The organism is Variovorax sp. MPBD4-3, from assembly GCF_058809745.1.
Map to the genome: position 1 here is coordinate 1 of NZ_JBXASW010000076.1, position 26,581 is coordinate 26,581.

25 protein-coding genes and 1 other RNA gene are annotated in these 26,581 nt (G+C 70.0%); 15 read left to right on the top strand and 11 right to left on the bottom strand.

Annotated elements, in window-relative coordinates:
- The first annotated feature begins 158 nt into the window (after positions 1 to 158).
- From AC1RVW_RS27590 to htpX, 7 genes are all read left to right on the top strand, one after another.
- Positions 159 to 1,412 (top strand): putative DNA modification/repair radical SAM protein, encoded by a 1,254-nt coding sequence (locus AC1RVW_RS27590; RefSeq protein ID WP_106935751.1) that lies wholly within the window; start codon positions 159 to 161, stop codon positions 1,410 to 1,412.
- 22 nt (positions 1,413 to 1,434) lie between these two features.
- The gene (locus AC1RVW_RS27595) at positions 1,435 to 2,946 is read left to right on the top strand and encodes a UdgX family uracil-DNA binding protein (protein WP_493203761.1); all 1,512 of its coding nucleotides are present in this window, start codon (positions 1,435 to 1,437) and stop codon (positions 2,944 to 2,946) included.
- Positions 2,947 to 3,080: 134 nt separating this feature from the next.
- Positions 3,081 to 3,815 (top strand): papain-like cysteine protease family protein, encoded by a 735-nt coding sequence (locus AC1RVW_RS27600; RefSeq protein WP_159053666.1) that lies wholly within the window; start codon positions 3,081 to 3,083, stop codon positions 3,813 to 3,815.
- Between the two features lie 85 nt (positions 3,816 to 3,900).
- Positions 3,901 to 4,932, top strand: coding sequence for a dihydroorotase (gene pyrC / locus AC1RVW_RS27605; RefSeq protein WP_493203763.1), 1,032 nt, complete (start codon positions 3,901 to 3,903; stop codon positions 4,930 to 4,932).
- Positions 4,929 to 5,729 (top strand): NYN domain-containing protein, encoded by an 801-nt coding sequence (locus AC1RVW_RS27610; protein ID WP_493203765.1) that lies wholly within the window; start codon positions 4,929 to 4,931, stop codon positions 5,727 to 5,729. Before pyrC ends, AC1RVW_RS27610 begins: the two co-directional genes overlap by 4 nt.
- Positions 5,726 to 6,487 (top strand): DUF3025 domain-containing protein, encoded by a 762-nt coding sequence (locus AC1RVW_RS27615; protein ID WP_493203767.1) that lies wholly within the window; start codon positions 5,726 to 5,728, stop codon positions 6,485 to 6,487. The genes AC1RVW_RS27610 and AC1RVW_RS27615 overlap by 4 nt, the downstream gene beginning before the upstream one ends.
- A gap of 103 nt (positions 6,488 to 6,590) precedes the next feature.
- Positions 6,591 to 7,466, top strand: a complete 876-nt coding sequence (gene htpX, locus AC1RVW_RS27620) for a protease HtpX (protein WP_493203769.1) — start codon at positions 6,591 to 6,593, stop codon at positions 7,464 to 7,466.
- 60 nt (positions 7,467 to 7,526) lie between these two features.
- Here htpX and AC1RVW_RS27625 read toward each other — a convergent pair whose 3' ends face one another.
- From AC1RVW_RS27625 to cysK, 5 genes are all read right to left on the bottom strand, one after another.
- The gene (locus AC1RVW_RS27625; RefSeq protein ID WP_493203771.1) at positions 7,527 to 8,528 is read right to left on the bottom strand and encodes a ProQ/FinO family protein; all 1,002 of its coding nucleotides are present in this window, start codon (positions 8,526 to 8,528) and stop codon (positions 7,527 to 7,529) included.
- A gap of 50 nt (positions 8,529 to 8,578) precedes the next feature.
- Complete coding sequence (locus AC1RVW_RS27630; protein ID WP_493203773.1) at positions 8,579 to 9,202, bottom strand: flavin reductase family protein; 624 nt, start codon at positions 9,200 to 9,202, stop codon at positions 8,579 to 8,581.
- 8 nt (positions 9,203 to 9,210) lie between these two features.
- A complete protein-coding gene (locus AC1RVW_RS27635) occupies positions 9,211 to 9,768 on the bottom strand; it encodes a VUT family protein (protein ID WP_493203775.1) in 558 nt (185 codons plus the stop codon).
- Complete coding sequence (locus AC1RVW_RS27640; protein WP_493203777.1) at positions 9,768 to 11,414, bottom strand: NAD(P)/FAD-dependent oxidoreductase; 1,647 nt, start codon at positions 11,412 to 11,414, stop codon at positions 9,768 to 9,770. Before AC1RVW_RS27640 ends, AC1RVW_RS27635 begins: the two co-directional genes overlap by 1 nt.
- Before the next feature lie 75 nt (positions 11,415 to 11,489).
- A complete protein-coding gene (gene cysK, locus AC1RVW_RS27645) occupies positions 11,490 to 12,410 on the bottom strand; it encodes a cysteine synthase A (RefSeq protein ID WP_081271389.1) in 921 nt (306 codons plus the stop codon).
- A 97-nt stretch (positions 12,411 to 12,507) separates the two neighbouring features.
- Between cysK and rnpB the strand changes: the two genes are divergently transcribed.
- From rnpB to AC1RVW_RS27680, 7 genes are all read left to right on the top strand, one after another.
- An RNA gene (gene rnpB, locus AC1RVW_RS27650) (RNase P RNA component class A) lies at positions 12,508 to 12,836 on the top strand.
- A 199-nt stretch (positions 12,837 to 13,035) separates the two neighbouring features.
- Complete coding sequence (locus AC1RVW_RS27655) at positions 13,036 to 13,506, top strand: MarR family winged helix-turn-helix transcriptional regulator (RefSeq protein ID WP_081271388.1); 471 nt, start codon at positions 13,036 to 13,038, stop codon at positions 13,504 to 13,506.
- 3 nt (positions 13,507 to 13,509) lie between these two features.
- The gene (locus AC1RVW_RS27660; RefSeq protein WP_493203780.1) at positions 13,510 to 15,651 is read left to right on the top strand and encodes an FUSC family protein; all 2,142 of its coding nucleotides are present in this window, start codon (positions 13,510 to 13,512) and stop codon (positions 15,649 to 15,651) included.
- Positions 15,648 to 15,854 (top strand): DUF1656 domain-containing protein, encoded by a 207-nt coding sequence (locus AC1RVW_RS27665; RefSeq protein ID WP_081271386.1) that lies wholly within the window; start codon positions 15,648 to 15,650, stop codon positions 15,852 to 15,854. The genes AC1RVW_RS27660 and AC1RVW_RS27665 overlap by 4 nt, the downstream gene beginning before the upstream one ends.
- 14 nt (positions 15,855 to 15,868) lie before the next feature.
- Entirely contained in the window at positions 15,869 to 16,810 is a 942-nt protein-coding gene (locus AC1RVW_RS27670; protein WP_493203782.1) for an efflux RND transporter periplasmic adaptor subunit, read from the top strand.
- Complete coding sequence (locus AC1RVW_RS27675; protein WP_493203784.1) at positions 16,807 to 18,255, top strand: efflux transporter outer membrane subunit; 1,449 nt, start codon at positions 16,807 to 16,809, stop codon at positions 18,253 to 18,255. The genes AC1RVW_RS27670 and AC1RVW_RS27675 overlap by 4 nt, the downstream gene beginning before the upstream one ends.
- The gene (locus AC1RVW_RS27680) at positions 18,252 to 19,490 is read left to right on the top strand and encodes a multidrug effflux MFS transporter (protein ID WP_493203786.1); all 1,239 of its coding nucleotides are present in this window, start codon (positions 18,252 to 18,254) and stop codon (positions 19,488 to 19,490) included. Before AC1RVW_RS27675 ends, AC1RVW_RS27680 begins: the two co-directional genes overlap by 4 nt.
- On the opposite strand, the gene AC1RVW_RS27685 is transcribed toward AC1RVW_RS27680, so the two are convergent.
- The 3 genes from AC1RVW_RS27685 to AC1RVW_RS27695 form a co-directional block, all read right to left on the bottom strand.
- The gene (locus AC1RVW_RS27685) at positions 19,480 to 20,025 is read right to left on the bottom strand and encodes a hypothetical protein (RefSeq protein ID WP_493203788.1); all 546 of its coding nucleotides are present in this window, start codon (positions 20,023 to 20,025) and stop codon (positions 19,480 to 19,482) included. The genes AC1RVW_RS27680 and AC1RVW_RS27685 overlap by 11 nt on opposite strands.
- 134 nt (positions 20,026 to 20,159) lie before the next feature.
- A complete protein-coding gene (locus tag AC1RVW_RS27690; protein WP_409194876.1) occupies positions 20,160 to 20,885 on the bottom strand; it encodes an RNA pseudouridine synthase in 726 nt (241 codons plus the stop codon).
- Positions 20,882 to 22,561 (bottom strand): MBL fold metallo-hydrolase, encoded by a 1,680-nt coding sequence (locus AC1RVW_RS27695; RefSeq protein WP_493203790.1) that lies wholly within the window; start codon positions 22,559 to 22,561, stop codon positions 20,882 to 20,884. Before AC1RVW_RS27695 ends, AC1RVW_RS27690 begins: the two co-directional genes overlap by 4 nt.
- A gap of 119 nt (positions 22,562 to 22,680) precedes the next feature.
- Here AC1RVW_RS27695 and AC1RVW_RS27700 point away from each other — a divergent pair, with 119 nt between their 5' ends.
- Complete coding sequence (locus tag AC1RVW_RS27700) at positions 22,681 to 23,676, top strand: Bug family tripartite tricarboxylate transporter substrate binding protein (RefSeq protein WP_106935736.1); 996 nt, start codon at positions 22,681 to 22,683, stop codon at positions 23,674 to 23,676.
- A 276-nt stretch (positions 23,677 to 23,952) separates the two neighbouring features.
- Here the strand turns inward: AC1RVW_RS27700 and AC1RVW_RS27705 are convergent, their stop codons facing one another.
- From AC1RVW_RS27705 to AC1RVW_RS27715, 3 genes are all read right to left on the bottom strand, one after another.
- A complete protein-coding gene (locus tag AC1RVW_RS27705; RefSeq protein WP_106935735.1) occupies positions 23,953 to 24,783 on the bottom strand; it encodes a TorF family putative porin in 831 nt (276 codons plus the stop codon).
- A 50-nt stretch (positions 24,784 to 24,833) separates the two neighbouring features.
- Positions 24,834 to 25,784, bottom strand: coding sequence for a DMT family transporter (locus AC1RVW_RS27710; protein WP_493203793.1), 951 nt, complete (start codon positions 25,782 to 25,784; stop codon positions 24,834 to 24,836).
- Positions 25,785 to 25,851: 67 nt separating this feature from the next.
- On the bottom strand, positions 25,852 to 26,581 hold a 730-nt coding region (locus AC1RVW_RS27715; protein WP_493203795.1), incomplete at its 5' end, for a GntR family transcriptional regulator.

Below are 26,581 nucleotides of genomic sequence, written 5' to 3' on the forward strand. Positions count from 1 at the left end.
GGAGACGGGTGCTGTCGGGTCGTCGGTCATCTGGCAGCGAGGGTAGCCAAGGTTGGAGGGCGCTGCAACGCCGCGCCGGTGCGGCCGGCCCGCTTACAAATCGCAGCCTTTGGGACGGCCGATGACTGTATATTCATACAGTAACCAAGAGGTCTCCCGTGGACATCCATCGCAAACTCGCCATCCTGGCCGACGCCGCCAAGTACGACGCCTCCTGCGCATCCAGCGGCTCGCAGCCGCGCGACTCGGTGGGCGGCCGTGGCATCGGCTCCACCGAGGGCGCGGGCATCTGCCACAGCTACGCGCCCGACGGCCGCTGCATCTCGCTGCTGAAGGTGCTGCTCACCAACCACTGCCAGTACGACTGCCTGTATTGCGTGAACCGCGCGTCGAGCAACGTGCCGCGTGCGCGCTTCCGCGTCGAAGAGGTGGTGCAGCTCACGCTCGACTTCTACCGGCGCAACTGCATCGAGGGCCTGTTCCTGTCGAGCGGCATCATCAAGTCGCCCGACCACACCATGGAGCAGGTGGTCGAGGTGGCGCGCGTGCTGCGCGAGGAGCACGACTTCCGCGGCTACATCCACCTGAAGACCATCCCCGACGCCAGCGACGAGCTGCTGGCGCGCGCCGGCCGCTATGCCGACCGGCTCAGCATCAACGTCGAGATGCCCACCACCGAGGGCCTGCAGGCGCTGGCGCCCGAGAAGAACGAAAGCGCCATCCGCCGCTCCATGGCGCGGTTGCGCCTGCGCATCGACGACACGCGCGAGGAGGCGCGCCGCGTGGTGCCGATCCGCGCGCTGCCCGGCGCGGCCCCCGCCGCCGCCAAGCCGCCGCCGTTCGCGCCCGCCGGCCAGAGCACGCAGATGATCGTGGGCGCCGACGCCACCGACGACCGCCACATCCTCGCGTCGAGCGCCACGCTGTACGGCGCCTACAAGCTCAAGCGCGTGTACTACTCGGCCTTCAGCCCCATCCCCGATGCGGCCCGCGCGCTGCCGCTGGTGGCACCGCCGCTGATGCGCGAGCACCGGCTCTACCAGGCCGACTGGCTCATGCGCTTCTACGGCTTCGAGCACCAGGAGATCGTGGCCGCGCCCGACGGCCTGCTGCGGCTGGACGTCGACCCCAAGCTGGCCTGGGCGCTGGCGCACGCCGAGCGTTTTCCCGTCGACCTGAACCACGCCCCGCGCGAGATGCTGCTGCGCGTGCCCGGCCTGGGCGTGAAGGCGGTCGAGCGCCTGCTGCAGGCGCGCCGCGTGCGCCGGGTGCGCGCCGACGATCTGCGCCGGCTGCATGTGCCCTCGCGCAAGGTGCTGCCGTTCGTGGTGGCCGACGGGCACCGGCCGGCTGCGGGCGCCATGGCCGCCGCAGTTCCGGCAGCCCGGCCGGCGCAGGCGGCGCTGTTCTGAGCTGGGCCGGGAGCAAGCCGCCATGCGCGTACGGCTAGGGAACCCGGTCGACCTCGACGCCTTCCGCCGCGAGGCGCGCCAATTGCTGGCGAATGGCGTGCCGCCCGACCATGTCGAATGGAGCGACGGCACGCAGGGCGAAGGCGGTTCCGACCTGTTCGCGGACGCGCCCGCCGGCGGCCTGTTCGAGCCCGCGCCTTCGCCGCCGCCCGCCGGCGCCGCGCGCCAGCCGGTGCCCGCGTCGTTCATCGCGCTGTGCGCCGACGTGATCCTGCACCGCGACGCGGGCCGCCTGGCGCTCCTGTACCGGCTGCTCTGGCGCCTGGTGCACGAACCGGCCCTGCGCCACGACCCGCTCGACCCCGACATGCTGCAGGCCCGGCAGATGGCCAAGGCCGTGCACCGCGACATCCACAAAATGCGCGCCTTCGTGCGCTTCACCCGCGTGGAAGGCGAGCAGGGCGAGCGCCACGTGGCATGGTTCGAGCCCGACCACCGCATCGTGGAAGCCAACGCGCCCTTCTTCGCGCGCCGCTTCGCGCAGATGAACTGGGCCATCCTCACGCCCGAGCGCTGCGTGGCGTGGGACGGGCAGGCGCTCACTTTCCGCGAAGGCGCCGACCGGCGCGAGAAGCCGCCGCCCGATGCCGGCGAGCAGCTCTGGCTGGTCTATTACGAGAACATCTTCAACCCCGCGCGCCTGAAGCTCGCGATGATGCGCCGCGAGATGCCGGCCCGCTACTGGCACAACCTGCCCGAGGCCGCGCTGATCCAGCCGCTGGCCGAAGCGGCGCAGGCGCGCAGCCAGTCGATGATCGACGCGCCGGCCACGCCCGCGCGCCGCATCCGCGCCCCGGTGCCGCTGCACCCGCTGCCGGCCGACCGCGCGGCGCCCGCCAGCCTCGACGAACTGCGCGCGGCCACGCATGCATGCCGCGACTGTCCCATCGGCGCGCTCGCCACGCAGGCCGTGTGCGGCGAAGGGCCCGTGGGCGCGCAGCGCATGCTGGTCGGCGAGCAGCCCGGAGACCAGGAAGACCTGGCCGGGCGGCCCTTCGTCGGGCCGGCCGGCCAGTTGCTCGACCGCGCGATGGCGCAACTGGGCCGGCCGCGCGACACGGTGTACCTGGCCAATGCCGTGAAGCATTTCAAGTACGAGCTGCGCGGCAAGCGCCGCATCCACAAGACGGCGGGCCAGCGGGAGGCCGAAGCCTGCGCGCACTGGCTCGACAGCGAAATCGCGCTGGTGCGACCGCAGGCGCTGGTGGCGCTGGGCGCGACCGCCGCGCGCGCCCTGCTCGGCCGGCCGGTGGCGGTGCAGGCCGAGCGCGGCGCGTGGCTGCACGAGCGCGCCGACGGCCGGCCCGTGTTCGTCACGCTGCATCCGTCCGCGCTGCTGCGCCTGCCCGACGCCGAGCGCGCCTCCGCCTACGACCGCTGGCTGGCCGACCTGGCGGGTGCGTTCGAGAGTCCCCAGAGTCTCCAAGGCGACAGCGGCGAAATCCAATCGGCTCCGGCGCGCGTACTCGAGTAGCAGGCAGGCGCCCTGATCGGGCGTCGCCGACTACGCCATACGGCGAGTAGACGCCCGCGGCCGCGGTTTTGACAATTCCGACGCCCGTATTCCAAAGTCCGCGATTCCACCGAGGGGTGAAGGAAAGCATGCCGATGACCACGCTCAAACAGGGTTGGCGAGGAGCCGACGTCCGCCGCCTGCAGGAAGCGCTGAACCGCAAGCTGCAGCCCAGCCCGCGGCTCGCCACCGACGGCGACTTCGGCCCGCTCACCCGCGCGGCCGTGCTGCGCCTGCAGGCCGCGCACTGGCTGGTGGAAGACGGCGAGGCCGGCCCCTGTACCCAGAACGTCGCGTTCGACGGCGAGCGCGACGCGCCCATCCTGCACCCCGTCGCGCTGATTCCGCCCCCGGCCGCCGCGCTGTGCTGGGCCGCCGGCGTCGCGATGATGACGCGCTCCACCGTGCAGGCGGTGCTCGCGCGCACCCCGGCCGAACTGGTCGCGGCCGACGGCGGGCTGCAGGAGAGCGTCGACACGCACGACGCGCAAATGAAAGTCGGCCAGCGCGTGGCCGCCGCGCACGGCCTGGAGGTGCACCCGCCGTCGGCATGGTCGCTGAAGGCGCTGCGCGCGGCGCTGCAGGACGGCCCGCTCATGTTCGACATGCTGTGGGGTACCAACCGCGGCGGCTATGCGGCCGGCGCCGGCCGGCCGGGGCACATGGTCGTCATCGCCGGCATCCGCGGCGACGACGACCCGAGCGGGCGGGGCACCACGCTGCGCATCCTCGATCCCTGGCCCCCGCACAAGGGCGCGCGCACATCGGTCAATTTCGTCAAGTGGCTGCAGGGCGCCGCCTCGCGCACCTGCCGGGTGTTCCACAAGTAGAAAGAGATTTGCGGAGTTCCGCGAACCGTTCGGCGGGTTCGCCGCCTCCTTGCCTTTCAGGGGGCGATGCGACAATCGCCCCGCCATGACAGACACCCTCACGATCACCCGCCCCGACGACTGGCACCTGCACGTGCGCGACGGTGCCGCCCTCGAAGCCGTCGTTCCCCACAGCGCGCGCCAGTTCGGCCGCGCGCTGATCATGCCGAACCTCCGCCCCCCCGTGACCACCGCCGCGCAGGCCGTGGCGTACCGCGACCGCATCCGCGCCGCCGTGCCCCAGGGCGTGGCCTTCGAGCCGGTGATGTCGCTCTACCTGACCGACAAGCTGCCGCCCGAAGAAATTGCGCTGGCGGCCGAAGCCGGCGTGCGCGCGCTCAAGCTGTACCCGGCCGGCGCCACCACCAACAGCGATGCCGGCGTGACCGACATCCGCCACACCTACAAGACGCTCGAGGCCATGCAGAAGCACGGCCTGCTGCTGCTGGTGCACGGCGAAGTGACCGACCCCGCCATCGACCTGTTCGACCGCGAAGCTGTGTTCGTCGACCGCGTGATGATTCCGCTGCGCCGCGACTTCCCCGAGCTCAAGGTGGTGTTCGAGCACCTGACCACCAAGGAAGGCGCCCACTACGTGCGCGACGCCGGGCCCTTCACGGCAGCCACCATCACGGCGCACCACCTGCTCTACAACCGCAACGCCATCTTCACCGGCGGCATCCGCCCGCACTACTACTGCCTGCCCGTGCTCAAGCGCGAGACGCACCGCGTGGCGCTGGTGGAGGCCGCCACCAGCGGCAGCGACCGCTTCTTCCTGGGCACCGACAGCGCGCCGCACCCGGCCCACCTGAAGGAACACGCACTCGGCTGCGCCGGCTGCTACACCGCGCTCACCGCCATCGAGCTGTACGCGGAGGCCTTCGACAACGCGGGCGCGCTCGACAAGCTCGAAGCCTTCGCCAGCTTCAACGGCCCCGACTTCTACAACCTGCCGCGCCACGCCGACACCGTCACGCTCAAGCGCGAAAGCTGGACCGTGCCGGAGACCGTGCCCTACGGCGACGCCACGCTCAAGCCGCTGCGCGGCGGCGAAACCATCCACTGGAAGCTGGCATGACGCCCACACCGCGCGTGATGCTGCTGATCGACGCCGACAACGTCTCGGCCGACGTGATCGAGCAGGCCGTGCAGCGCACCATGGACGAGTACGGCGCCATCCACGTGCGCCGCGCCTATTGCAACGCCGAGATGGCCGTCAACCGGCAGGCGATGTTCAAGCGGCTGTCGGTGCGGCCGATGGTCAATCTCTCGACCGGCAAGAACAGCACCGACATCGCGCTCGCGGTCGATGCCATCGACCTCGTCATCGACGAGCGGCCCGACGTGGTGGTGCTGGTTTCTTCCGACTCCGACTTCGCGCCGCTGGTGATCCGGCTGCGCGAAAAGGGCTGCCGCGTCTGCGGCATCGGCCAGCGGGGCAAGACGGGCGAAGAGACGATCGGCATCTACGACGCGTTCATGGACCTCGAGCACCACGCCAGCGCGAAGCCCGCCGCCCGCACCGCCGCCGCGAAGAAGACGGCCGCGGCCAAGACAGCGCCAGCCGCCAAGAAAACGGCTGCGAAGAAGGCCGCCACCAAGACGGCGGCCCGCAAGAGCAGCACCAAGGCGGCCAAGCCCGCACCTGCGCCGCAACCGCAGACCTCCGAGGCGGCCGAGTTCATCCTGCAGGCCGTGCCCGCGCTGCGCAGCGGCAAGGACGTGCCGCTCAACGACGTGGCGCAGGCATTGCGCGCGGCGGGGCTGCTGGGCAAGCACGGCAGCTCGCTCAAGCTGTTCGACAAGCTCACGGCGGAATTCGCGGTGATGCAGCACCCCGACCGCATCCGCTGGACGGACGCGCCCGCGTCTTGATCCTGCCGGCGGTTGACTGGGCGCAGCCCTGGCTCGCGCCCTACCGCGCCCATGGCCAAGCCGTGGCGCAGGCCGCCTCCGTACACGGCTCGGTCGCCGAAGCGCTTCAAGGCGCCAGGCCGGCCCACGCACCCGTGCCCGACTTCGTGCAGCAGCACGCGCTGCCCGCCGGCCAGGCCTACGAGGCCCACATCTTCCAGACCCGCACGGTGCCCACGCGCGACAACCTGCACGACTTCTTCAACGGGCTCGTGTGGCTCGCGTTTCCGCTGGCCAAGCGCCGGCTCAACGAGCTGCAGGCGGGCGAGATCGCGCGCCACGGCGTCGCGGCGGTGCGCGGCCCCTTGCGCGACGCGCTCACGCTGTTCGACGAGAACGGCGCCGTGCTCGACGCGCCGCCCGCGCTGTGGCAGGCGCTGGTCGCGCGCGACTGGCACATGCTGTTCGTCGAGCGGCGCGAGTGGTGGGCGCAGGCGCGGCTGCTGGTGTTCGGCCATGCGCTGCTCGAAAAGCTCGCCGCGCCGCGCAAGCCGATCACCGCGCACGTGCTGCTGGCGCACGAGGCGGCGGGCGCCGTGGCCTTCGACGACGCGCGCATGGCGCAGGCGCTCGACCCGGCGCGTCTGGAGCGCAAGCCCTTCGTGCCGCTGCCGTTGCTCGGCGTGCCCGGCTGGTGGCCCGGCAACGAGGCCGCGTCTTTCTATGACGACCCGCAGGTTTTCAGGCCTTTGCCGGAGCGGGGAATACACGGGCGCTAGAACTTTTGCTCCTATCATGGTTGCCACCTCCATGCAGCGCACGGGTTGAAGTGAGCCCCGCGGCCCTTATCTGGATGGAAGCGTTCCCCACGGAGAATTCAACTTGAAACGTATCCTTCTGTTCGTCCTGACCAATGTGATGGTCGTCGCGGTGCTCGGCGTGGTCGCCAGCCTGCTCGGCGTCAATCGCTTCATCTCGGAAAGCGGGCTCAACCTCACGGCGCTGCTCGGCTTTGCGCTGGTGATGGGTTTCGGCGGCGCGATCATCTCGCTGCTCATCAGCAAGCCCATGGCCAAGTGGACCAGCGGCCTGCACATGATCGACAACCCCCAGACGCCCGACGAGGCCTGGATCGTCGGCACGGTGCGCAAGTTCGCTGACAAGGCCGGCATCGGCATGCCCGAGGTCGGCATCTTCGAAGGCGAGCCCAATGCCTTCGCCACCGGCGCGTTCAAGAATTCGGCGCTCGTGGCGGTGTCCACCGGCCTGCTGCAGAACATGACGCGCGAAGAGGTCGAGGCCGTCATCGGCCACGAGGTGGCGCACATCGCCAACGGCGACATGGTCACCATGACGCTCATCCAGGGCGTGATGAACACCTTCGTCGTGTTCCTGTCGCGCGTGATCGGCTATGCGGTCGACAGCTTCCTGCGCCGCGGCGACGACCGCAGCTCGGGCCCCGGCATCGGCTACTACGTGAGCACCATCGTGCTCGACATCGTGCTGGGCTTTGCCGCCGCGATGGTGGTGGCCTGGTTCTCGCGCCACCGCGAGTTCCGTGCAGACGCCGGCGCCGCCGCGCTCATGGGCCAGAAGCAGCCGATGATCAACGCGCTCGCGCGCCTGGGCGGCCTGCCGGCCGGCGAACTGCCGAAGGCCGTGGAAGCCATGGGCATCACCGGCAGCATGGGCAAGCTGTTTGCCACGCACCCGCCGATCGAAGAGCGCATTGCCGCGCTGCAGAACGCGCAGCGCTGAAACCCGCTATTACTGTTTTGTAGCGCCACCTCCGGGTGGCGTTTTTTTTGGCGCGCCCGGTCAGTCGCTGGCGGGGGCCGGGGCGGCGGCGGGCTCCTCCGCGGCGGGTTCCGCGGCTTCCACGGGTGCCGCTGCCGCTGCTGCAGCAGCCGCTTCCGCAGCCGCCTGCGCCGCCTTCTGGTCGTTGCGCACGCGTTGCAGCGTGCGCGTCACCTCGCCGTGCTTCATGCCGTACATGTCGGCGAACTCCTGCTCGGTGCGGCCGCTGGCCTCGAAGGCGCGCAGCAGCGCTTCGCGCTTGGCGGCCTGCTGGGCGAGTTCGGCCAGGGCTTCGTCGACCACGGCGTTGTTGTTCTGGTCGCGCGAACGCACCAGCACCGCATAGGCCTCGCGGTCGAGGCCCGATGCTTCGATGGCCTTGGCGATGCGCGCCACCAGTTGCGGGCGCAGGTCTTCGCCGCCCGGGTTGCGCTGCTGGCGGCGGCGGTGCAGCTCGAGGATGGCGTGGTGCACATGCTCGGGCGCGACCGGATCGAGCGCGTTGCCGTCGAGGTCGTGGCGGGCCAGGCCGGCGGCCACGGCCTCGAGGTAGCGGGTGGAACGCGCGTGCTGGCCCATTGCGATCTTCAGGTCTTCGGCCTTGAAGTCCTCGGGGTGGCGCGCCAGCAATTCTTCGTAGACGCCGAGCTTCAGCGGCACGAAGCGTGCGCCAAAGAGTTGCGGATACAGCTCGAACAGGCGTTCCAGCACCGGGTTGACCTTGCGCGGGGCGCGCTGCGGCTGTTGCTGCTGCGGCGCCCGCGCCTGCGCCTTCTGTTGCTGCTCCTGGCGGGGCTGCTGGGGGCGCCGCTGGTTGTTGCGGCCGCCGCCGTTCTTCTGCCGGGGCGGGCGCGCGTCCTGGCGCTGCTGCTGCGGTTGCTGCTGTTGAGCGGGCGCCTCGTCGGTGCCCGTGTCCGTGTCTGCTCCGGCCTTCAGCTGCTTCAGCTGGTCGGCCATGTCCAGTTGCTGGCGCCGGGGAGGGCGTGCGTTCGTCTTCGGGGTGGCGGTGGAAGCGTCGGTCATGCGGGGGCGCGGTGGAATGAAATGGAAAAAAGAATGCCGGCGGTGCGCGTTCAGCGCGGCCGGAACATCCTGAAGAGATTGTCGGGGCCGACTTCGAAATAGTCGGCCGGCCCGCCGCCGCGCAGGATGGGCTGCGCCGCGGCGGTGTTGTAGATGCCGTCCTTCAGCAGGCGGCGCGCGATGTGCACGCCCACCACTTCGCCAAGGACCAGCCAGGTCTGCACCGGCACGCCGTCCACGCCTTCGAGCTGCAGGATCTGCGTGAGCCGGCATTCGAAGGACACAGGGCTTTCGGCCACGCGCGGCACGGCGATGGTCCGCGAGGCGGCGGTCTGCAGGCCGGCCAGCTCGAACTCGTTCACCTCGGGCGGCACGGCCGCGCAGGAACGGTTCATCTGCTCGGCCAGCGGGCGCGTGGCCAGGTTCCAGCCGAACTCCCGCGTCTGGCGGATGTTGTGCAGGCTGTCCTTGGCGCCGATGCTCGCGAAGCCGACGATGGGCGGCGTGTAGTTGAAGGCGTTGAAGAAACTGTAGGGCGCGAGGTTGAGCACGCCGTGCTCGTCCTGCGACGAGATCCAGCCGATGGGGCGCGGCCCGACCATCGCGTTGAACGGATCGTGCGGCAGGCCGTGGCCCTTGGCGGGTTCGTAGAAGTGGAAGTCGTCGTTCGTCATCGATGTCCTCAGTGGCTCAGGGCCGATGCCCGCGCGGCCTGCCGGCCGATCAGCAGCCGGAACGGCAGCAGCATGAGCACGCCGACGCCCAGCTTCACCGCCAGGTCGCCGAGCGCCCAGGTGAGCCAGGGGCCGTCGGTGCCCGCGAAGGCGATGCCCCAGAACACGACGCTGTCGAGCACCGCGGCGATCACCGTGGCCACCAGCGGCGCGCGCCACCAGAGGCCGCGCCGGAGCCGGTCGAACACGCCGATGTCGAGCAGCTGCGAGGCGATGAAGGCCAGCCCCGAGGCCGCCGCGATGCGCACCGGCGCGAGCAGCAGCGACACGCCCACGGCAACCGCAAAGCCCACCCACGCCACGCGCCGCGCCATGCCGGGACCGAAGCGCCGGTTGACCAGGTCGCTCACGAGGTAGGCCACCGGATAGGTGAAGGCGCCCCAGGTCAGCCAGTCGTTGATGGCGAACTGCACCAGGATGTTGGAGGCCAGCACCACCGCGGCCATGGCCAGCGTGGCCGCGGTCAGTTGGCCGAAGGTGGGGCGTTCGAAGTGCATGGCCGGCATCAGACGCTGGCGGTGCGTTCGCGTTCGGCTTCGGCCAGCACGCTGTGCGCCACGGCCTCGGCCACCTTGATGCCGTCCACGCCGGCCGACAGGATGCCGCCCGCGTAGCTCGCGCCTTCGCCGGCGGGGTAGAGGCCGCGCACGTTCAGGCTCTGGAAGTCGTCGCCGCGCGTGATCTTGATGGGCGAGGACGTGCGCGTTTCCACGCCGGTGAGCACCGCGTCGTGCGTGTCGAAGCCCTTGATCTTGCGGCCGAAGGCGGGAAAGGCCTCGCGCATCGCCTCGATGGCGTAGGCGGGCAGCGCCTTGTGCAGGTCGGTCGGCGTGACGCCCGGCTTGTACGAAGGGATCACGCTGCCCAGTGCCGTGGAAGGCTTGCCCGCGATGAAGTCGCCCACCAGCTGGCCGGGCGCGCGGTAGTCGCCGCCGCCGAGCACGAAGGCATTGCTCTCCAGCTCGCGTTGCAGCGCGATGCCGGCCAGCGCGTCTCCGGGATAGTCGCGCGGGTCGATGCCCACCACGATGCCCGCGTTGGCGTTGCGCTCGTTGCGCGAATACTGGCTCATGCCGTTGGTGACCACGCGGCCCGGCTCGCTGGTGGCCGCGACCACGGTGCCGCCGGGGCACATGCAGAAGCTGTAGACCGAGCGGCCGTTGCTCGCGTGGTGCACCAGCTTGTAGTCGGCCGCGCCCAGCAGCGGATGGCCCGCATGGCGGCCCCAGCGCGCACGGTCGATCAGGCCCTGCGGATGCTCCACGCGGAAGCCGATGGAAAACGGCTTGGCCTCGATGTGCACGCCGCGCTTGTGCAGCATCTCGAAGGTGTCGCGCGAGCTGTGGCCCAGCGCCATCACGACGTGGTCGGCGCGCAGTTCGCTGCTGGTGCCCGTGGTCTGGTCGAGCACGGTGAGGCCGCGCAGGTGGCCGTCCTCGATGTGCACGTCGGTCACGCGCTGCTCGAAGCGGATCTCGCCGCCCAGCGCCACGATCTGCTCGCGGATGTTCTCCACCACCTTCACCAGCTTGAAGGTGCCGATGTGCGGATGCGCGACGTAGAGAATTTCCGGCGGCGCGCCGGCCTTCACGAACTCTTCCATCACCTTGCGGCCGAGGAAGCGCGGATCCTTGATCTGGCTGTAGAGCTTGCCGTCCGAGAAGGTGCCGGCGCCGCCTTCGCCGAACTGCACGTTCGACTCCGGGTTGAGCGCGCTCTTGCGCCACAGGCCCCAGGTGTCGCGGGTGCGCTGGCGCACGGTCTTGCCGCGTTCGAGCACGATGGGCCTGAAGCCCATCTTCGCGAGCATCAGCGCCGCGAAGATGCCGCAGGGGCCGAAGCCGATCACCACCGGCCGCGACGTGCCCTCGGGGGCATTGGCAGGCGGCGTGTAGCGCATGTCGGGCGCTTTTTGGATATGCGGATGGCCCGCGTGCTTGGCGAGCAGCCCGGCTTCGAGCTTCGCGTCTGCCAGCTGCACGTCGCAGATGTAGACCGTGAGCAGTTCGGCCTTGCGCGCGTCGAAGCTGCGCTTGTAGACGTTGTGGGAGGCGATCGCGTCGAGCGGAATGTCGAGCGTCTTGGCGATCAGTGCGGCCAGCGCGTCGGGCGCGTGGTCGAGCGGGAGTTTGAGTTCGGAGATTCTCAGCATGGCGGCGTGGGGCTTGTGGTTATCAAGCAGGCCGCGCATTTTAAGCGCCCGGGGCGCTATGAAAGGGATAGCGGGTCAGGCGGGCAGGAAGCCTTCGACCGACAAGTACCTCTCGCCCGTGTCGTAGTTGAAGCCCAGCACCACCGCATCGGCGGGCAGCGAGGGCAGTTTCTGCGCGATGGCCGCGAGCGTGGCGCCCGACGAGATGCCGACCAGGATGCCTTCCTCCTGCGCGCAGCGGCGGGCCATTTCGCGCGCCGGTTCGGCGTCGACCTGCAGCACGCCGTCGAGCAGCGAGGTGTCGAGGTTCTTCGGGATGAAGCCCGCGCCGATGCCCTGGATGGGGTGCGGCGCCGGCGCGCCGCCGGAAATGACGGGCGAGGCCACCGGCTCCACCGCGAACACCTGCAGCTTCGGCCACTTCTTCTTCAGCACCTTCGCCACGCCGGTGATGTGGCCGCCCGTGCCCACGCCGGTGATGATCACGTCGATGCCGTCAGGAAAGTCGGCCGCGATTTCCTCGGCCGTGGTGCGCACGTGCACGTCGACGTTGGCGGGGTTGTTGAACTGCTGCGGCATCCACGCGCCGGGCGTGCCGGCCACGATTTCCTCCGCGCGGGCGATGGAGCCCTTCATGCCGTTGGCGCGCGGCGTCAGGTCGAAGGTGGCGCCGTAGGCCAGCATCAGGCGGCGGCGTTCGACGGACATGCTGTCGGGCATCACCAGGATCAGCTTGTAGCCCTTGACGGCCGCCACCATGGCCAGGCCGATGCCGGTGTTGCCCGATGTGGGCTCGACGATGGTGCCGCCGGGCTTGAGCGCGCCGCTCTTCTCGGCGTCTTCGACCATCGCGAGCGCGATGCGGTCCTTGATGGAGCCGCCGGGGTTGGCGCGCTCGGACTTGATCCACACCTGCTGCTTCGCATTGCCGAACAGGCGGTTGATGCGCACGTGCGGCGTGTTGCCGATGGTCTGGAGGATGTTCTGGGCCTTCATGGGAATCTCCTTGGATCGATGCGTTTGTCGGACGGACAGCGCGCATTGTGAGACCAGCCCGAAGGCACGCCCGGGCACAGGCGATAATCCACCCCGTGAAGCACGCCAGACCGCCGCTGGTGCAAGTGCCGAAAGGCCGCACTGGAGGAACGTCCGGACTGCACAGGACAGCGCAGGAGTTAACGACTCTCCACCGTGAGGTGAGGATCAGAGCAACAGAGACGAGCCGATTGAGTTCGGGTGAAACGGGCAATCTCTGCGCGCAGCAACACCAAGTAGGCCAGTATCGAGGTGGTTCCGCTGAGCTGGCGGGTAGGTGGCATCGAGCCGTTTGGCGACAAACGGCCCAGAGTAATGGCGGTCACGCCGGAGGTTTCGCAAGAGGCCTTCGGTGCACAGAATCCGGCTTATCGGCGAGCTTCACACTTTTCTTTCCTTCCCCTTTTCCGCGTTCTCGCGTCCTCGGCCCCGGCCAGGGCGGGCGTAAGCCTTGCCGCCAGCAGGGATTGGTAGTTACCCGTACAATCGATAGCATGCTAATTAATAGCCGGCTATCGTGACCAACCCGACCACCCCCCAAACAGCGCCTGAACAGGCGATTGAACCGACGCGCGAACAATCGCTGATGCGCCTCGGCACGTCGCTCGCGGTGCTGCAGCGCGGCTACCGCGCCGCGGCCGACAAGGCGGTGGCGCACGTCGGCGTGTCGCAGACGCTGGCCTACCCGATCGTGATGCTCGGGCGCATGAACGGCGAAGTGCGCCAGGGCGTGCTGGCCGAGGCGCTGGGCATCGAAGGGCCGTCGCTGGTGCGCTCGGTCGACCAGCTGGTGGAAGCCGGCCTCGTCGAACGCCGCGAAGACCCGGCCGACCGCCGCGCCAAGACCCTCCATCTCACCGAAGCCGGCAAGGCCGTCTGCGAGCCCATCGAGGCGGCGCTGGCGCTGATGCGGGTGTCGCTGTTCGACGGCGTGCCCGACGAGGACGTTGCCGCCTGCCTGCGCGTGTTCTCGGTGCTCGAAGAGCGCATGGGCGTTCGCGCCGTGCAGAGCCTGCCGCCGCAGCAACAGCAGCCATCGCAGGAAGGGCGCAGGTAGTCGATGTCCGCGTTCAGCCTGCCGCGCTTCAGCCGCGCGGAGCTTCTCTTTTCCGCCAAGAGCTTCGTCGCCGCCATGCTGGCGATGTACCTCGCCAGCCGCGCCGGCCTGCCGCGCCCGTTCTGGGCGCTCATGACCACCTATGTCGTCGCCCATCCGCTGGCCGGCGCGGTGCGCTCCAAGGCGGTGTACCGCTTCTGCGGCACGCTCATCGGCAGCACTGCCACGGTGCTGCTGGTGCCCGCGCTGTCCAACGCGCCCGAACTGCTGACGCTGGTGCTTGCGTTGTGGGTCGGGCTGTGCCTGTGCATCTCGCTGTTCGACCGCACGCCGCGCTCATACGTGTTCATGCTCGCGGGCTACACGGCCGCGCTCATCGGCTTTCCTTCCGTGCAGACGCCGCTCGCGCTGTTCGACACCGCCGTGGCGCGCGTCGAAGAAATCGGCCTGGGCATCTTCTGCGCCACGCTGGTCCACAGCCTGGTGCTGCCGGCGGGGCTCGCGCCGACCGTGCTGGGCCTGCTCGACCGCACGCTGCTCGACGCGCGCAAGTGGCTGGGCGACCTGCTGCAGCCCGCCGCCCGCAGCGGCGGCAATGGCGGCAACGGCGGCGACCCGAAGCGCCTGGACGACGACCGCCGCCGCCTCGCCGGCGACATCACGCAGCTGCGCCTGCTTTCCACCCACGTGCCCTTCGACACCACGCACCTGCGCTGGACGGCCGGCGCCATCCGCGCGATGCAGGACCGTGTTGCCGCGCTCACGCCCGCGCTGTCCGCGGTCGAAGACCGGCTGCAGGCGCTGGCGCAGGCCGAGGGCCGGCTGGCTCCCGACGTGACCGCCGTGCTCGCGCAGGCCGCCGAATGGCTGCGCGAAGAAGCCGAGCCCGCCGCCGATGCGGCAACCCGCGCCGGGCGCCTGCAGGCCCTGCGCCGCGCCCTCGACACGCTGAGCGCCACGCCCGCGAACGCGCAGCAGCAGACTTCCTGGGGCCGCGCGCTGCGCATCGGCCTCGCGGGCCGGCTCGAAGAACTCGTCGACGGCTGGACCGCCTGCGCGCAACTGCGCCAGGACATCGACGATGGCCTGAAGGGCGCCGCGCCGCTGCGCCGCACCGCCGCGCTTGGCAGCCGCGTGCTGCACCGCGACTACGGCATGGCGCTGCTGTCGGCGCTGGCCGCCGTCATCGCCATCTGCCTGTGCGGCGCGTTCTGGATCCTCACCGGCTGGCCCATGGGCTCGGCCGCGACCATGATGGCCGCCGTCTTCTGCTGCTTCTTCGCCACCATGGACGACCCGGTGCCGGCCATCCACGGCTTCCTGAAGTGGACGCTGTGGTCCGTTCCGATCTCGGCGCTCTACGTGCTGGTGCTCATGCCCCTGGTGCAGGACTTCGGCATGCTGGTGCTGATCTGCGCGCCGCTCTTCCTGCTGCTGGGCCTGTACCTGCCGCGCCCCACGCATTTCATGGCCGCGATGGCGCTGATCTTCGGCGTGTGCGGCACGCTCGCGCTGCACGACACCGCCAGCTCCGACCTCGTGAGCTTCATCAACAGCATGATCGGCCAGATCGTCGGCGTGGTGGTCGCGGCGCGCGTCACGCGGCTGGTGCGCTCCGTGGGCGCCGACTGGAGCGCGCGGCGCATCCAGCGCGCCACCTGGCGCGAACTGGGCGACATGGCCGCGTCTTCGCAGCCGCAGTACGCGCAGAGCGACGCCTATGCCGTGCGCATGCTCGACCGCATCGGCCTGCTGGCGCCGCGCATCGCGCAGGCCGGCGGCACCGTCGAAGGCGTGGCCGCGAACGACGCGCTGCGCGACCTGCGCATGGGCGCCGACATCGCGGTGCTGCAGCGCGTGCGCGCGCAACTGCCGATGAGCACCTCGGCCGCGCTGCTGGGCGGCATCGCACGCTTCTTCCGCCAGCGCGGCGAAGGCCGCATGAACCCGCGTCCGGCCGACCTGCTGCCGCAGATCGACGAGGCGCTCAACGCGGTGCTCGACGCCGTGCCCGACGCGCCGGCATCCGCTGCGCCCGCCGCTTCGCGCTCTGCCGTCACCGCGCTGGTCGGCCTGCGCCGCAACCTGTTCCCCGACGCGCCGCCCGTGCTGGCCGGCGCAGCCATTCAAGGAGCTTCCGCATGATCGGCGAAGCAAGTTTCTACGGCCTGTACCTGCCCTGGATCATGGTGCTGGCCCTTGGCGCGCTGCTGGCGCTGTGGGCGGTGCGCCGCCTGCTGGCCGCCACCGGCGCCTACCGCTGGGTGTGGCACCCGGCGCTGTTCGACATGGCGCTGTACCTGCTGCTGCTCTACGCGCTGAGCCGCGTCTCCTCCTGCTTCCAATAAGAAACGAGATTCCAATGAAAGCTGTCCGTTCTTCCTCCGACAACCCCTGGGCCCCGCGCCTGGCGCGCGTTCTCTTCACCGTGCTGGTGGTGGCCGCCGCCGTCTGGGCCGGCCTGCGACTGTGGGACCACTACGAGCTTGCGCCGTGGACGCGCGACGGCCGCGTGCGCGCCAACGTCGTGCAGATCGCGCCCGACGTGTCTGGCCTCGTCACCTCGGTGCCGATCCGCGACAACCAACCGGTGGCCGCCGGCACGCTGCTGTTCGAGGTGGACCGCGCGCGCTACGACCTCGCCGTGCGCCAGGCGCAGGCCGCGCTTGCCGCGCAGCGCGCCATGAGCGCGCAGGTGCAGCGCGAGAACGCGCGCAACGTCGGCCTCGACGACCTGGTCTCGAAGGAGTCGCGCGAGCAGACCCGCTCGCGCGTCGAGCAGATGCAGGCCGCCGTCGCGCAGGCCGAGGTGGCGCTCGATTCGGCCAAGCTCAACCTGCAGCGCGCCGAAGTGCGCGCGCCCACCGGCGGCCTCGTCACCAACCTCGACCTGCGCCAGGGCAGCTATGCCTCGGCGGGCCGCCCGGTGCTTGCGCTGGTCGATGCGCAGTCGTTCTACGTCGAAGGCTATTTCGAGGAAACCAAGCTGCCGCGCATCCACCTCGGCGACCGCGTGCGCGTCACGCCCATGGGCGGCGGCGCGGTGCTCGAAGGCGCGGTCGACAGCGTGGCCGCCGGCATTGCCGACCACGACCGCTCCACCAGCGCCAACCTGCTGCCCAGCGTGAACCCGACCTTCAACTGGGTGCGGCTCGCGCAGCGCATTCCGGTGCGCATCAAGCTCGATCCGCTGCCGCAGGGCGCGCGCCTCGTCGCGGGCCAGACCGTCACGGTGCAGGTGCTGGAGAACAAGCCGGCGCACAACGCAGCCGCACCGGCCACCGCGCCGCAGCAGAAGGGATGAACGACATGACCAGCTTCGCATTCCGCCTCGCATCGCTGGCCGTCGCCGCCGGGCTCGCGGCCTGCGCGGCGGTCGGCCCCGACTACCACCAGCCGCCCGAGGCGCTGGCCAGCCAGAGCGCCGCCGGCAAGCCCTTCGCCGAGGCACCGGCCGACGCCGCGCCGCTGCCGCCGCACTGGTGGCGCCTGTACCACGACCCGCTGCTCGACAAGCTGGTAGAGCAGGCGCTCGCGCACAACACCGACCTGCGCCAGGCCGCGGCCAACCTCGAGCGCGAACGCGCCATCGAAGACGAGGTCGCCGGCGCCAGGTACCCCAGCATCGGCGTGAACGGCGGGCCTTCCTACGGCCACGTGTCGGGCCTGTCGCTGCTGCAGAAGGGCTACGAGCCGCCGAACACCTTCAACTACAGCGCGGGCGCTTCGCTGTCGTACCAGGTCGACCTGTTCGGCCAGATCCGCCGCGCCATCGAGGCCTCGCAGGCCGGCACGCAGGCGGCCGAGGCCGCGCTCGACCTGGTGCGCGTCAACGTCGCCGCCGGCACCGCGCGCGCCTATGCCGAAGCCTGCTCGACCGGCCTGCGCCTGCAGATCGCGCAGAAGTCGGTGTCGCTGCAGCAGGACGCGGTGAACGTCACCGATCGCCTGCAGCGCGCCGGCCGCGCCGGCGCCATCGACGCGGGCCGCGCGCGTTCGCAGCTGCAGCAGCTCAATGCCGCGCTGCCGCCGCTGAAGGCCGAGCGCCAGGGCGCGCTCTACCGCCTTGCCACGCTCACCGGCGCGCTGCCGCAGGACTTTCCGCGCGAGGTGGCCGACTGCACCGTGCCGCCGCGCGTGGCCGGCGTGCTGCCGGTAGGCGACGGCGCCGCGCTGCTGCGCCGCCGCCCCGACATCCGCCAGGCCGAGCGCAGCCTCGCCGCATCGACCGCGCGCATCGGCGTGGCCACGGCCGACCTCTATCCGAAGATCACGCTGGGGCTCTCAGGCTCCTCCGTCGGCCATGCCGACGGCTTCGGCCGCAAGGACACCTTCGCGTGGAGCCTGGGCCCGCTGATCTCGTGGACGGTGCCCAACACCGGCGTCGTGCAGTCGCACATCGCGCAGGCCGAGGCCGGCACGCGCGCCGCGCTCGCCAGGTTCGACGGCACCGTGCTCACCGCACTGCGCGAGACCGAGACCGCGCTGGCCACCTACGCCCGCGAACTCGACCGCCGCGCCGCGCTGCAGGCCTCGCGCGACGAAAGCGCCAAGGTCGCCGCGCAGGCCCGCCAGCTCTACCAGAACGGCCGCACCGGCTACCTCGATTCGCTCGACGCCGAGCGCTCGCTGGCCGCCAGCGAAGCGGCGCTCGCGGCCAGCGAGGCGCAGCTTTCCGACGACCAGGTGGTGCTGTTCATGGCGCTGGGCGGCGGCTGGGAGCCCGACACCGCGACCGCGAAGCAATGACCGCCGCCGCGTCACCCGAGCCGCAGCACCGGGCGCACGCGCCGCTGTGGCTGCTCGCGCTGGTGACCTTCAGCGGCACGCTGGCCATGCACATCTTCGTGCCCGCGCTGCCGATCGCCGCGGCGAGCCTGGGTGCCAGCGTCGGCGCCATGCAGATGACGGTGAGCCTCTACATCTTCGGCCTCGCGGTGGGGCAGCTGGTGTACGGCCCGCTGGCCGACCGTTTCGGCAGGCGGCCGGTGTTGCTGTGGGGGCTCGGCATCTACTGTGTATCGGGCCTGGCCGCCGCGCTCGCGCCCGAGGTGCATTCGCTCATCGCCGCGCGGCTGTTCCAGGCCATGGGCGGCTGCGCCGGCCTGGTGCTGGGCCGCAGCATCGTGCGCGACACCGCCGGGCCGCAGGAGGCCACGCGCCGCCTTGCGCTGATGAACCTCATGGTCACCATCGGCCCCAGCCTCGCACCGCTGATCGGCGGCGCGCTGGCCACCGCGCTGGGCTGGCGATCGATCTTCCATGCGCTCTTCGGCCTGGGCGTGGTGGGCTTTCTCTTCACCTGGCGCATGCTGCCGGAGACGGGTGCGCCCGGCTCTGCTGTGAGTGCGCGAGACCTCGCGCGCAACTACGGCAAGCTGCTGCGCTCGCCCGCGTTCCTGGGCTTTTCGGTGGGCGGCGGCTGCGCCACCACGTCGATGTACGCCTTCATCGCCTCGGCGCCCTTCATCTTCGTGGACCAGCTGCACCGGCCCGCGCACGAGGCGGGCATCTACCTCGCCATACTGGTGTCGGGCGTGTGGCTCGGCAGCTTTCTCACCAGCCGCCTGATCTCGCGCGTGCGGGTCGACCGGCTCATGATCCGCTCCAACGCGCTGAGCGTGGCCGCGGCCTTCGTGCTGCTCGGCGCGGCGTTGAGCGGCCATCTGTCGGTGCCGCTCATCGTCGCTTCCATGTTCATGTTCACGGTGGGCGTCGGCATGGCGTCGCCGGCCGCGCTCACGCAGGCGATCAGCGTGAACCCGCAGGTCATCGGCTCGGCCTCGGGCCTCTACGGCTTCACGCAGATGGCCGTGGGCGCGCTGTGCACCGCGCTCGCGGGCATGGGCCACCGTAACCCCGCGCTGGCATCGGCCATCGTGCTGGCAGGGGCGGGCATCGTGGCGCAGCTGTCGTTTGCGGTGGCGCTGCGCGCGCAGCGGCGCGCCGATGCCGCTGCCGCCGCCAAGACGCTCAGCGCGTGAAGAGCCAGCCGCCCTTGGGCTGGCGCATCAGCTCGTGCCGCTTCACGGCGTGTTCCTCGCCGTCGTCGCCCACGTAGACCACCTCGAAGCGCAGCAGCTTCGGCGACACCATCTTCCAGTTCTGGATGCGCTTGACCGTCACGCAGGAGGTCTTGTCGTGGAACTGCATCTCCGTCATTGGGCCGCCCTGGAAGCCGTTGCCGTCGAACAGGCGGCCCGGCGCGGCAAAGGGGTTGAGCACAGCGCCGTTGTGCGCGGTGATGCAGCCCTCGGTCCGCACGAAGGACTCGATGGTCGGCGACGCGCTGCGCACCACCTTGCCGACGGCTGGGCTCGGCGCCTTGCCGCCGATGGCCTCGCGGATGCGCTCGACCTGTTCGCCGGTGATGGGCGCGAGGCCGTCCTTCGAGATCACGGGCGGCGGTGGCGGAGCCGCCGGCGCGGGCGGCGGGGCGGGGGAGAAGTAACTGCAGCCCGTCACCAGTGCCAGCGGCAAGGTGAGGGCAAGGGCGGCGCTCGGTGATCCGAACTTCATGGCTGAGTCTCCTGTCGGCGGCGCTTCAAGGCCGCAGGCTGAAAATTGCAGGCCGCGAACATGCGGTGCATCGTCGGGGGTCGTCCTCTTCCGTTCGATCGTCTTTGTCTCGTGGTTGTGGTTCTTGTCGTCGTTCAGAAGCGTTCCTGGGGTGCCAGGTAGCGCCACTGGCCGGGCTGCAGTCCCGCCAGCGGCACTCGGCCGATGCGGATGCGCCGCATCGCCAGGATTCGCAGGCCCACGTTGTCGCAGATGTGGGCGATCTGCCCGGGCTGCGCGCCCTTGAGCGCGAAGCGCAGGCCGGTCTGTTCGTCGCTCTGGCGGCCGATGCTCACCCGCGCGGGCGAGCGCTCCAACCGCGCCAGCACCTCGGGAGCCACCGGGCCGGCCACGTCGACCATCACCTCGTGCTCGAGGATGCCGGCGTCTTCGTGCAGCTTGCGTTCGATGCGGAACTCCTGCGTGTACGCGACCAGCCCGCTGGCGCCGGTTTCCAGCGGCGTCATGCATTGCTGCCCCTTTGCATGGGCCGGCAGAAAGCGCTGCCCGGCGCGCTCGGGCTCGTGGTGGTTCGCGGCCACCAGCAGGCTGTGCGCCTTGTCGGTCGGCATCCCCGCGGGCTTGTAGAGCAGCAGCGTGACGGGAAGGATGGGCTGCGGCCTGGCGCCGGCGGCGATCTCGACCTGCTGGCGCGGCAGCACGCGCGACTGCGGCAGCATCTGCTGCACGCCGTCCACGCGCACGGCGCCGTTCTCTATCAGCAGCTCGGCTTCGCGGCGCGACACGCCGGCCATGGCCGCCACGCGCTTGGCCAGGCGGATGCCTTCGCCGTCGTCTTTTTCAGGGGCGCTTCTGTTCATCGGGCCGCATTCAGTTGCTGGATGCGCGCCACATGCGCGGCCAGCGAGCGTGCCGCCACCGGCCACATGCGCTCGGGCACGTCGTCGTAGGCGATGGGGAGCCATTGCTCGGGCGTGCCGTCGGGCAGCTTCTGCATGGCGGCGGCGATCCTGGCCTCGCGCTTCAGGCGGTGCGCTTTCAGCATCGAGATGGCGGTGCGCGCGAAGCCGATCACGTAGCCGTGCGCGGGCAGGATGAATTCGACGCCGCCGGCCTCGCAGGCCGCGTCGAGCTTGTCGAGCGATTCGAGGTAGGCCGTCATGTCGCCGTCGGGCGGGTCGACCACCGTGGTGCTGCCGTTCAGGATGTGGTCGCCGGAGAACAGCAGGCCGTCTTCCTCGAGCAGCAGGCACAGGTGGTTGGCCGCGTGGCCGGGCGTGTGGATCACGCGCAGAGTGTGGGTGATGGCCGTGCCGTCGGGCGATGTGCCGGAGAGCGCGAGGCGCTCGCCGTCGGCCAGTTCGCGCTCGGGCGTGAAGCGCGCCGTGGCGCGGGCGGTCGGCCGCGAGGCCAGCCCGAGGATCGGCGGCCTCGTTTCCTTGCACAGCGCCTGCAGCGGCGCGGCACCGGGCGAGTGGTCGGCATGCGAGTGCGTGCAGACGATCATGCGGATGTCGCCATGCGTGGCGCGCCACAGGCGGCCGATGTGGTCGAAGTCGTTCGGGCCCGGGTCGATGACGATGTAGCCGGTGGCCGCGTCGCCCACGATGTAGCTGTTGGTGCCGGGGCCGGTCATGGCGCTGGGGTTGGGCGCGGTGAGGCGCATCACGTTCTTCAGCAGCGCCGCCGGGTGTTCGCTCTGCCAGTCGAGCGCATGCGCGATCTGGCCGTCGGGGCACACCAGCGCGAGCTCGCCGAAGGGCGACTCGTGTTCCATGTAGCGCGCGTCCTCGCCCTTGAGCAGGCCGGCGCGCGGGCAGCTGGTCCAGAGCGGCGCCTCGCCGGCACCGCCCGGCGCACAGGCCGCGAGCACCGCGTCGACGCTGGCATAGGCGGCCATGCGCTGCAGCGTGCGCACGGTCGGGAAGATCATGAAGAAGCTGCCTGCCGCGTGGCGCGCGAGCGCATCGGCCGGGCGCACCCAGCAGGGCTCGAACTGCTCGCTCTCGTCGGCCGTGGGCGTCTGGCCCTCGGGCATGCGCGCCACCAGGAATGGCACGTCGAAGCGCTTGGGCAGGTCGCGGTCGGTGATCCAGTGCGCGAAGGTGAATACTTTGTCGGAGTCGAGCACCAGGCCGCGCGCGGCGCACTGGTCGGCGAAGGCGGTGCCGGCCGTATCGGCGCGGTCCATCGCGGCGATGTCCGCGACGCTCACGGGGCGGCCGTCTGAAGCATGGTGCGCGAGCAGGATGCCGAGCTCTTCGAAGGCTTCGCGAATGGCTGCGATGGCCTGCGTGCGCTGCACCCGGCTCTGCGTGGGGCGGCGGGTGGCGATGCGCTTGGCGGCTTCGTCGGCCGCGTCGATGTGGCCGCCGGGGAACACATAGGCGCCGGGTGCGAAGCTGGCGGTGGCCGAGCGGCGCGTCATCAGCACTTCGATGCCGTCGGCGGTGTCGCGCAGCAGCAGCACGGTGGCCGCCGCGCGCACGGGCGCGGGCTCGCGTGCGGGGTGAATTTGTTGGGAGGAACGGACCATGGGGGGATTATCGGGAGCAGGTGCCGTGCGCGTGTGTCGCGCATAAGCTCATGTGGATTCGGGCATGAGTGCCGCGCCACAATTCGCGCATGCACCGCTTGCCTCGAAGAAAGACTGTCATGGCTCATTCTCCCTTTTCGCGTCGTTCGCTTCTGGTGGCCGCCGCCGCCACGCTCATTTCCGCCACGGCCCCGGCCCAGTCGGACTGGCCGCAACAGCCCGTCACATTGATCATGGGCTTCCCGGCCGGCTCGGGCGTCGACGTTGTCGCGCGCACCATCCAGGAGCCGCTGTCGAAACAGCTGGGCCGCCCCGTCATCATCGACTACAAGTCCGGCGCCGCCGGCAACATCGCCAGCGACTACGTGGCCCACGCCAAGCCCGATGGCTACACGCTCGCCTTCGGCACCGCCGCCACGCACGGCAGCAATGCCGCGCTCTACAAGAAGCTGCCCTTCGACGTGGAGGCCGACTTCATTGCGGTGGCGCCGGTGCTCGACGTGTCGAACGTGCTCACCATCAATCCCGACGTGATCAACGTCAGGACCTTGAAGGAGTTTGTCGAACTGGTCAAGGCCAATCCCGGCAAGTACAACTATGCGTCTACAGGCAACGGCGCGGGCACGCACATGGCGTTTGCCGAGTTCAACTCGCGCCTGGGCCTGAACATGGTGCACGTGCCCTACAAGGGCGGGCCGGAGGCGATCACGTCGGTGGTGCGCGGAGAGACCTGCTGCATCATGAACCAGGTGCAGACGGTGCTTCCGCACTACAAGGCCGGCAAGGTGCGGCTGCTGGGCGTGACCACCGCCACGCCGGTGCCCGCGGTGAAGGAGGTGCCCACCATTGCATCGAGCGGCCTGCCGGGCACCAAGGGTTTCGACAGCTCGATCTGGTTCGGCATCTTCGCGCCCAAGGGCACCGACCCGCAGATCGTCGACAAGCTCAACGCAGCGGTGAAGGCGGTGCTGGAGACGCCGGAGATTCGCGAACGTTTCGAGAGCCAGGGCAACACGGTGCGCATCGAGACGCCAGCCGAGTTCAAGAAGACCGTGCACGCGAATCGCGTGAAGTGGGCCGAAGTTGCCAAGGCGGCGAACATCAGCATCGATTGAACGCTGCTGTTTCGGGGGTGTGTGCACAGGCCGCCGGGTACTCCCCTCCGCGAATGTCCCCCGGGGCTTCGCCCCTCCTCCTTTATTTCGCTGCGGGGAGCACCCGACGCCCTGTGCACAGGGCACGCTGCCGGTTTGCGGCCGATCAACCGGTGCTCTGAACGATCACGACGGCGGGGTGCCTTGCGCAGCGAAATAAAGGAGGAGGCCGAAGGCCGGGGGACATTCGCGGAGCAAGGTACCCCGGCGGCGTGAACGCGCCCCGAACAACGCCGCCTACAACGTCTTGGTCAGAGTAACGACGAAGCGCGCCTTGTTGGGCGAGTAGGTCTGCCTGCCGAACGCACCAAAGCCCAGGTCGACTCCCGGATTGCTCACCGCAAGATAAGAGCTCTGCTTGTTCGCGCCCTGCACGGAGCCCGCCAGCGACAACCCGTTGCCGAAGTCGTAGCTTGCGCCCACGTTGTAGTCCACATAGCTTTTGTAGCCCAGGCTTCGGATGTCGCTCGACATGTTGGTGTAGCCCACCGCCGCCTTCAACGTGACCTTCGGAACAATCTCCTTGCTGTAGGCCAGGTTCAGGTAACCCGTGTTCGTGCCCTTCAGGCCCGAGCCGGCCTTGTTGCCCGCATAGCCGAAGTAGTCCTTCGACACCGTGTGCGAATACTTCAGCGTGAAAGAGCCGATGGCCTCGTCGGTGTAGCCCGCGCTGCCGTAGATCTCCGTCGTGTTGCCCGACGAATTGCCTGGGTAGATGTACGTGAGCGCGCCCACGTCCATGTCGAACACGCCGGCCTTGAACTTGTAGCCGCCGTAGATGTCGCTCTCGATGCTGTTGCCCTTGAGCCAGTTCACGCTCGAATTCCAGTTGCCCACATAGAAGCCGCTGTCGCCGAAGGCGTAGTCGAAGCCGCCCTGTATGGCCGGCTTGAAGGCCTTGGTCTTGGCGTAGTCGTTCTTGCCCAGCATGTCCTGGTCTTGACCACGGAACTTGTAGTCGGTGGTGAACGCCACGTTGCCCGAGAGCTGCGCGTTCGCAAGCATCGGCAGGGCGGCCAGGGTGGGGAGAACGAGCACCGGCAGGGCGATGCGGATCAGATGTTTCATTGCTGGAAAAAGCCAACTTGTGGAGAAGCCGGCAGCGTAGGAGCGGGCGTCTAAAAGCCGCGTAAAAAATGCAGGCCGCGGCGCAAAAGTTTCGCCTCGGGCATCGTCATCGCGATCACGCCGGCCACCACGCACCCCAGCCCGATCCACGCCGTGGGCGCGAGCGTTTCGCCGAGGAACAGCACGCCGACCGCCACGCCGATGGGCACGCGCAGGTAGGCCTGCGCGGAAGTCGACATCGGCCCCAGCGTCCTGATGAGGCGGAAGTAGATGGTGAAGGCCAGCGCCGTCGACAGCACCGCCAGCGCCAGCACTGCCGCCATTGATGCGGCCGAAGGCGCCAGCGTCCAGGGCCGGTCGATGGCGAGGCTCGCGGGCAGCAGCATCGCGGTGCCGCTCAGCAGCGAGCCGGCTGCCGGCACCATCGGGTCCAGGCCCTTGAACACGCGGCCGAACATCGAGGCGCAGCCGTAGCACACGGCCGCCGCCACCAGCGCGAGTTGCGCGAGCAGCGAATGCCCGAGCCCGTTCAGCGCCTCCAGGCCGACAATCAGGCAGATGCCCGCCAGCCCGGCGCCCACGCCGAAGAAGCGCTGCAGCGTCGGCCTGCCCGCGCTGCCCAGGCCCAGCCCCAGCAGGAAGATGAAGATCGGCGAGGTCGAGTTCAGGATGGTCGCCAGGCCCGCGTCCACGCTGCGCTCGGCCCAGGCGATCAGCGTGAACGGCAGCACGCTGTTCAGGCAGGCCTGCACCGCGAAGCGGGCCCACATCGCAGGCTCCTTCGGCAGCTTCACGCCGCGCATGCGCAGCACCGCGAGCAGCAGCGCTCCGGCAACCAGCGTGCGCGCCGCGATCAGCGTGACCGGCGGGATGGTCGCCACGCCGATCTTGATGAAGGTGTACGAAGCGCCCCAGCAGGTGGCGAGCACCGCGAGCAGCGCCCATTCGAAGGCGGGGTTGACCGGGGCGTGGGTGGCGGAAGAGGGCGTCGATGCGTGCATGGTGCGCCGATCATCCCGGCGGCGGCGCACCGGCACTTCGCCCGCGGGCGAAGCGTGGATGTCGCTGTCAGTGCGGGTGGTCGTGCGGCTTGCCGCCGCCGTTCAGCAGCGTCGCCAGGTCCACTTCCTGTTCGGCCGCCGCGCCGGCGATCACGCGCTGCTCCAGTTCGTCCAGATGCTCCATCGCCACGGCCAGCGCCTTGTCGAGCGACTTGCCGGTGGTCAGCGCCTCGATGATCTGCTCGTGCTCCCGGGGCGCGCAGCTCGCGGCCTCGGCGGAGTCGTAGAGCGCCTTGTACAGCTCGGTGTTCGAAATCAGCCGCTGTATGTATGAGAGCAGCTCGTCGCTGCCCGCCATCTGCGCCAGCAGCAGGTGGAAGTCGCCGGCCAGCCGTATCGAGTCTTCGCGCCGGCCTTCCTTGAACGCCTTCTGCTCCGCCTGCACGTGCTTGCGCAGGGCGGCCACCTGCTCGCGCTCGAGGTTGCCGAACAGCGTGGTGATCAGCCCCGCCTCCACGATGCGGCGCGCGCGGTAGATGCCGCGCATGTCGTCGATCGACGGGTTGGGCACGAAGGCACCGCGGTTGTGCTCCAGCACCAGCCGCTTTTCGGAGCCCAGCCGCGCCAGCACCTTGCGCACCGCGCCGCGCGTGCAGCCCAGGGCCTCGGCCAGCGCGCGTTCGCGCAGGGGGGTGCCGGGGCGCAGCTTGCCGCTGAGCAGGGCCTTGGAAACGGCGGCGTAGACGCGTTCGTCCACGTTCGCGTCTTCGGCGTCGATGGGTTCCGGGGCGGGGGAG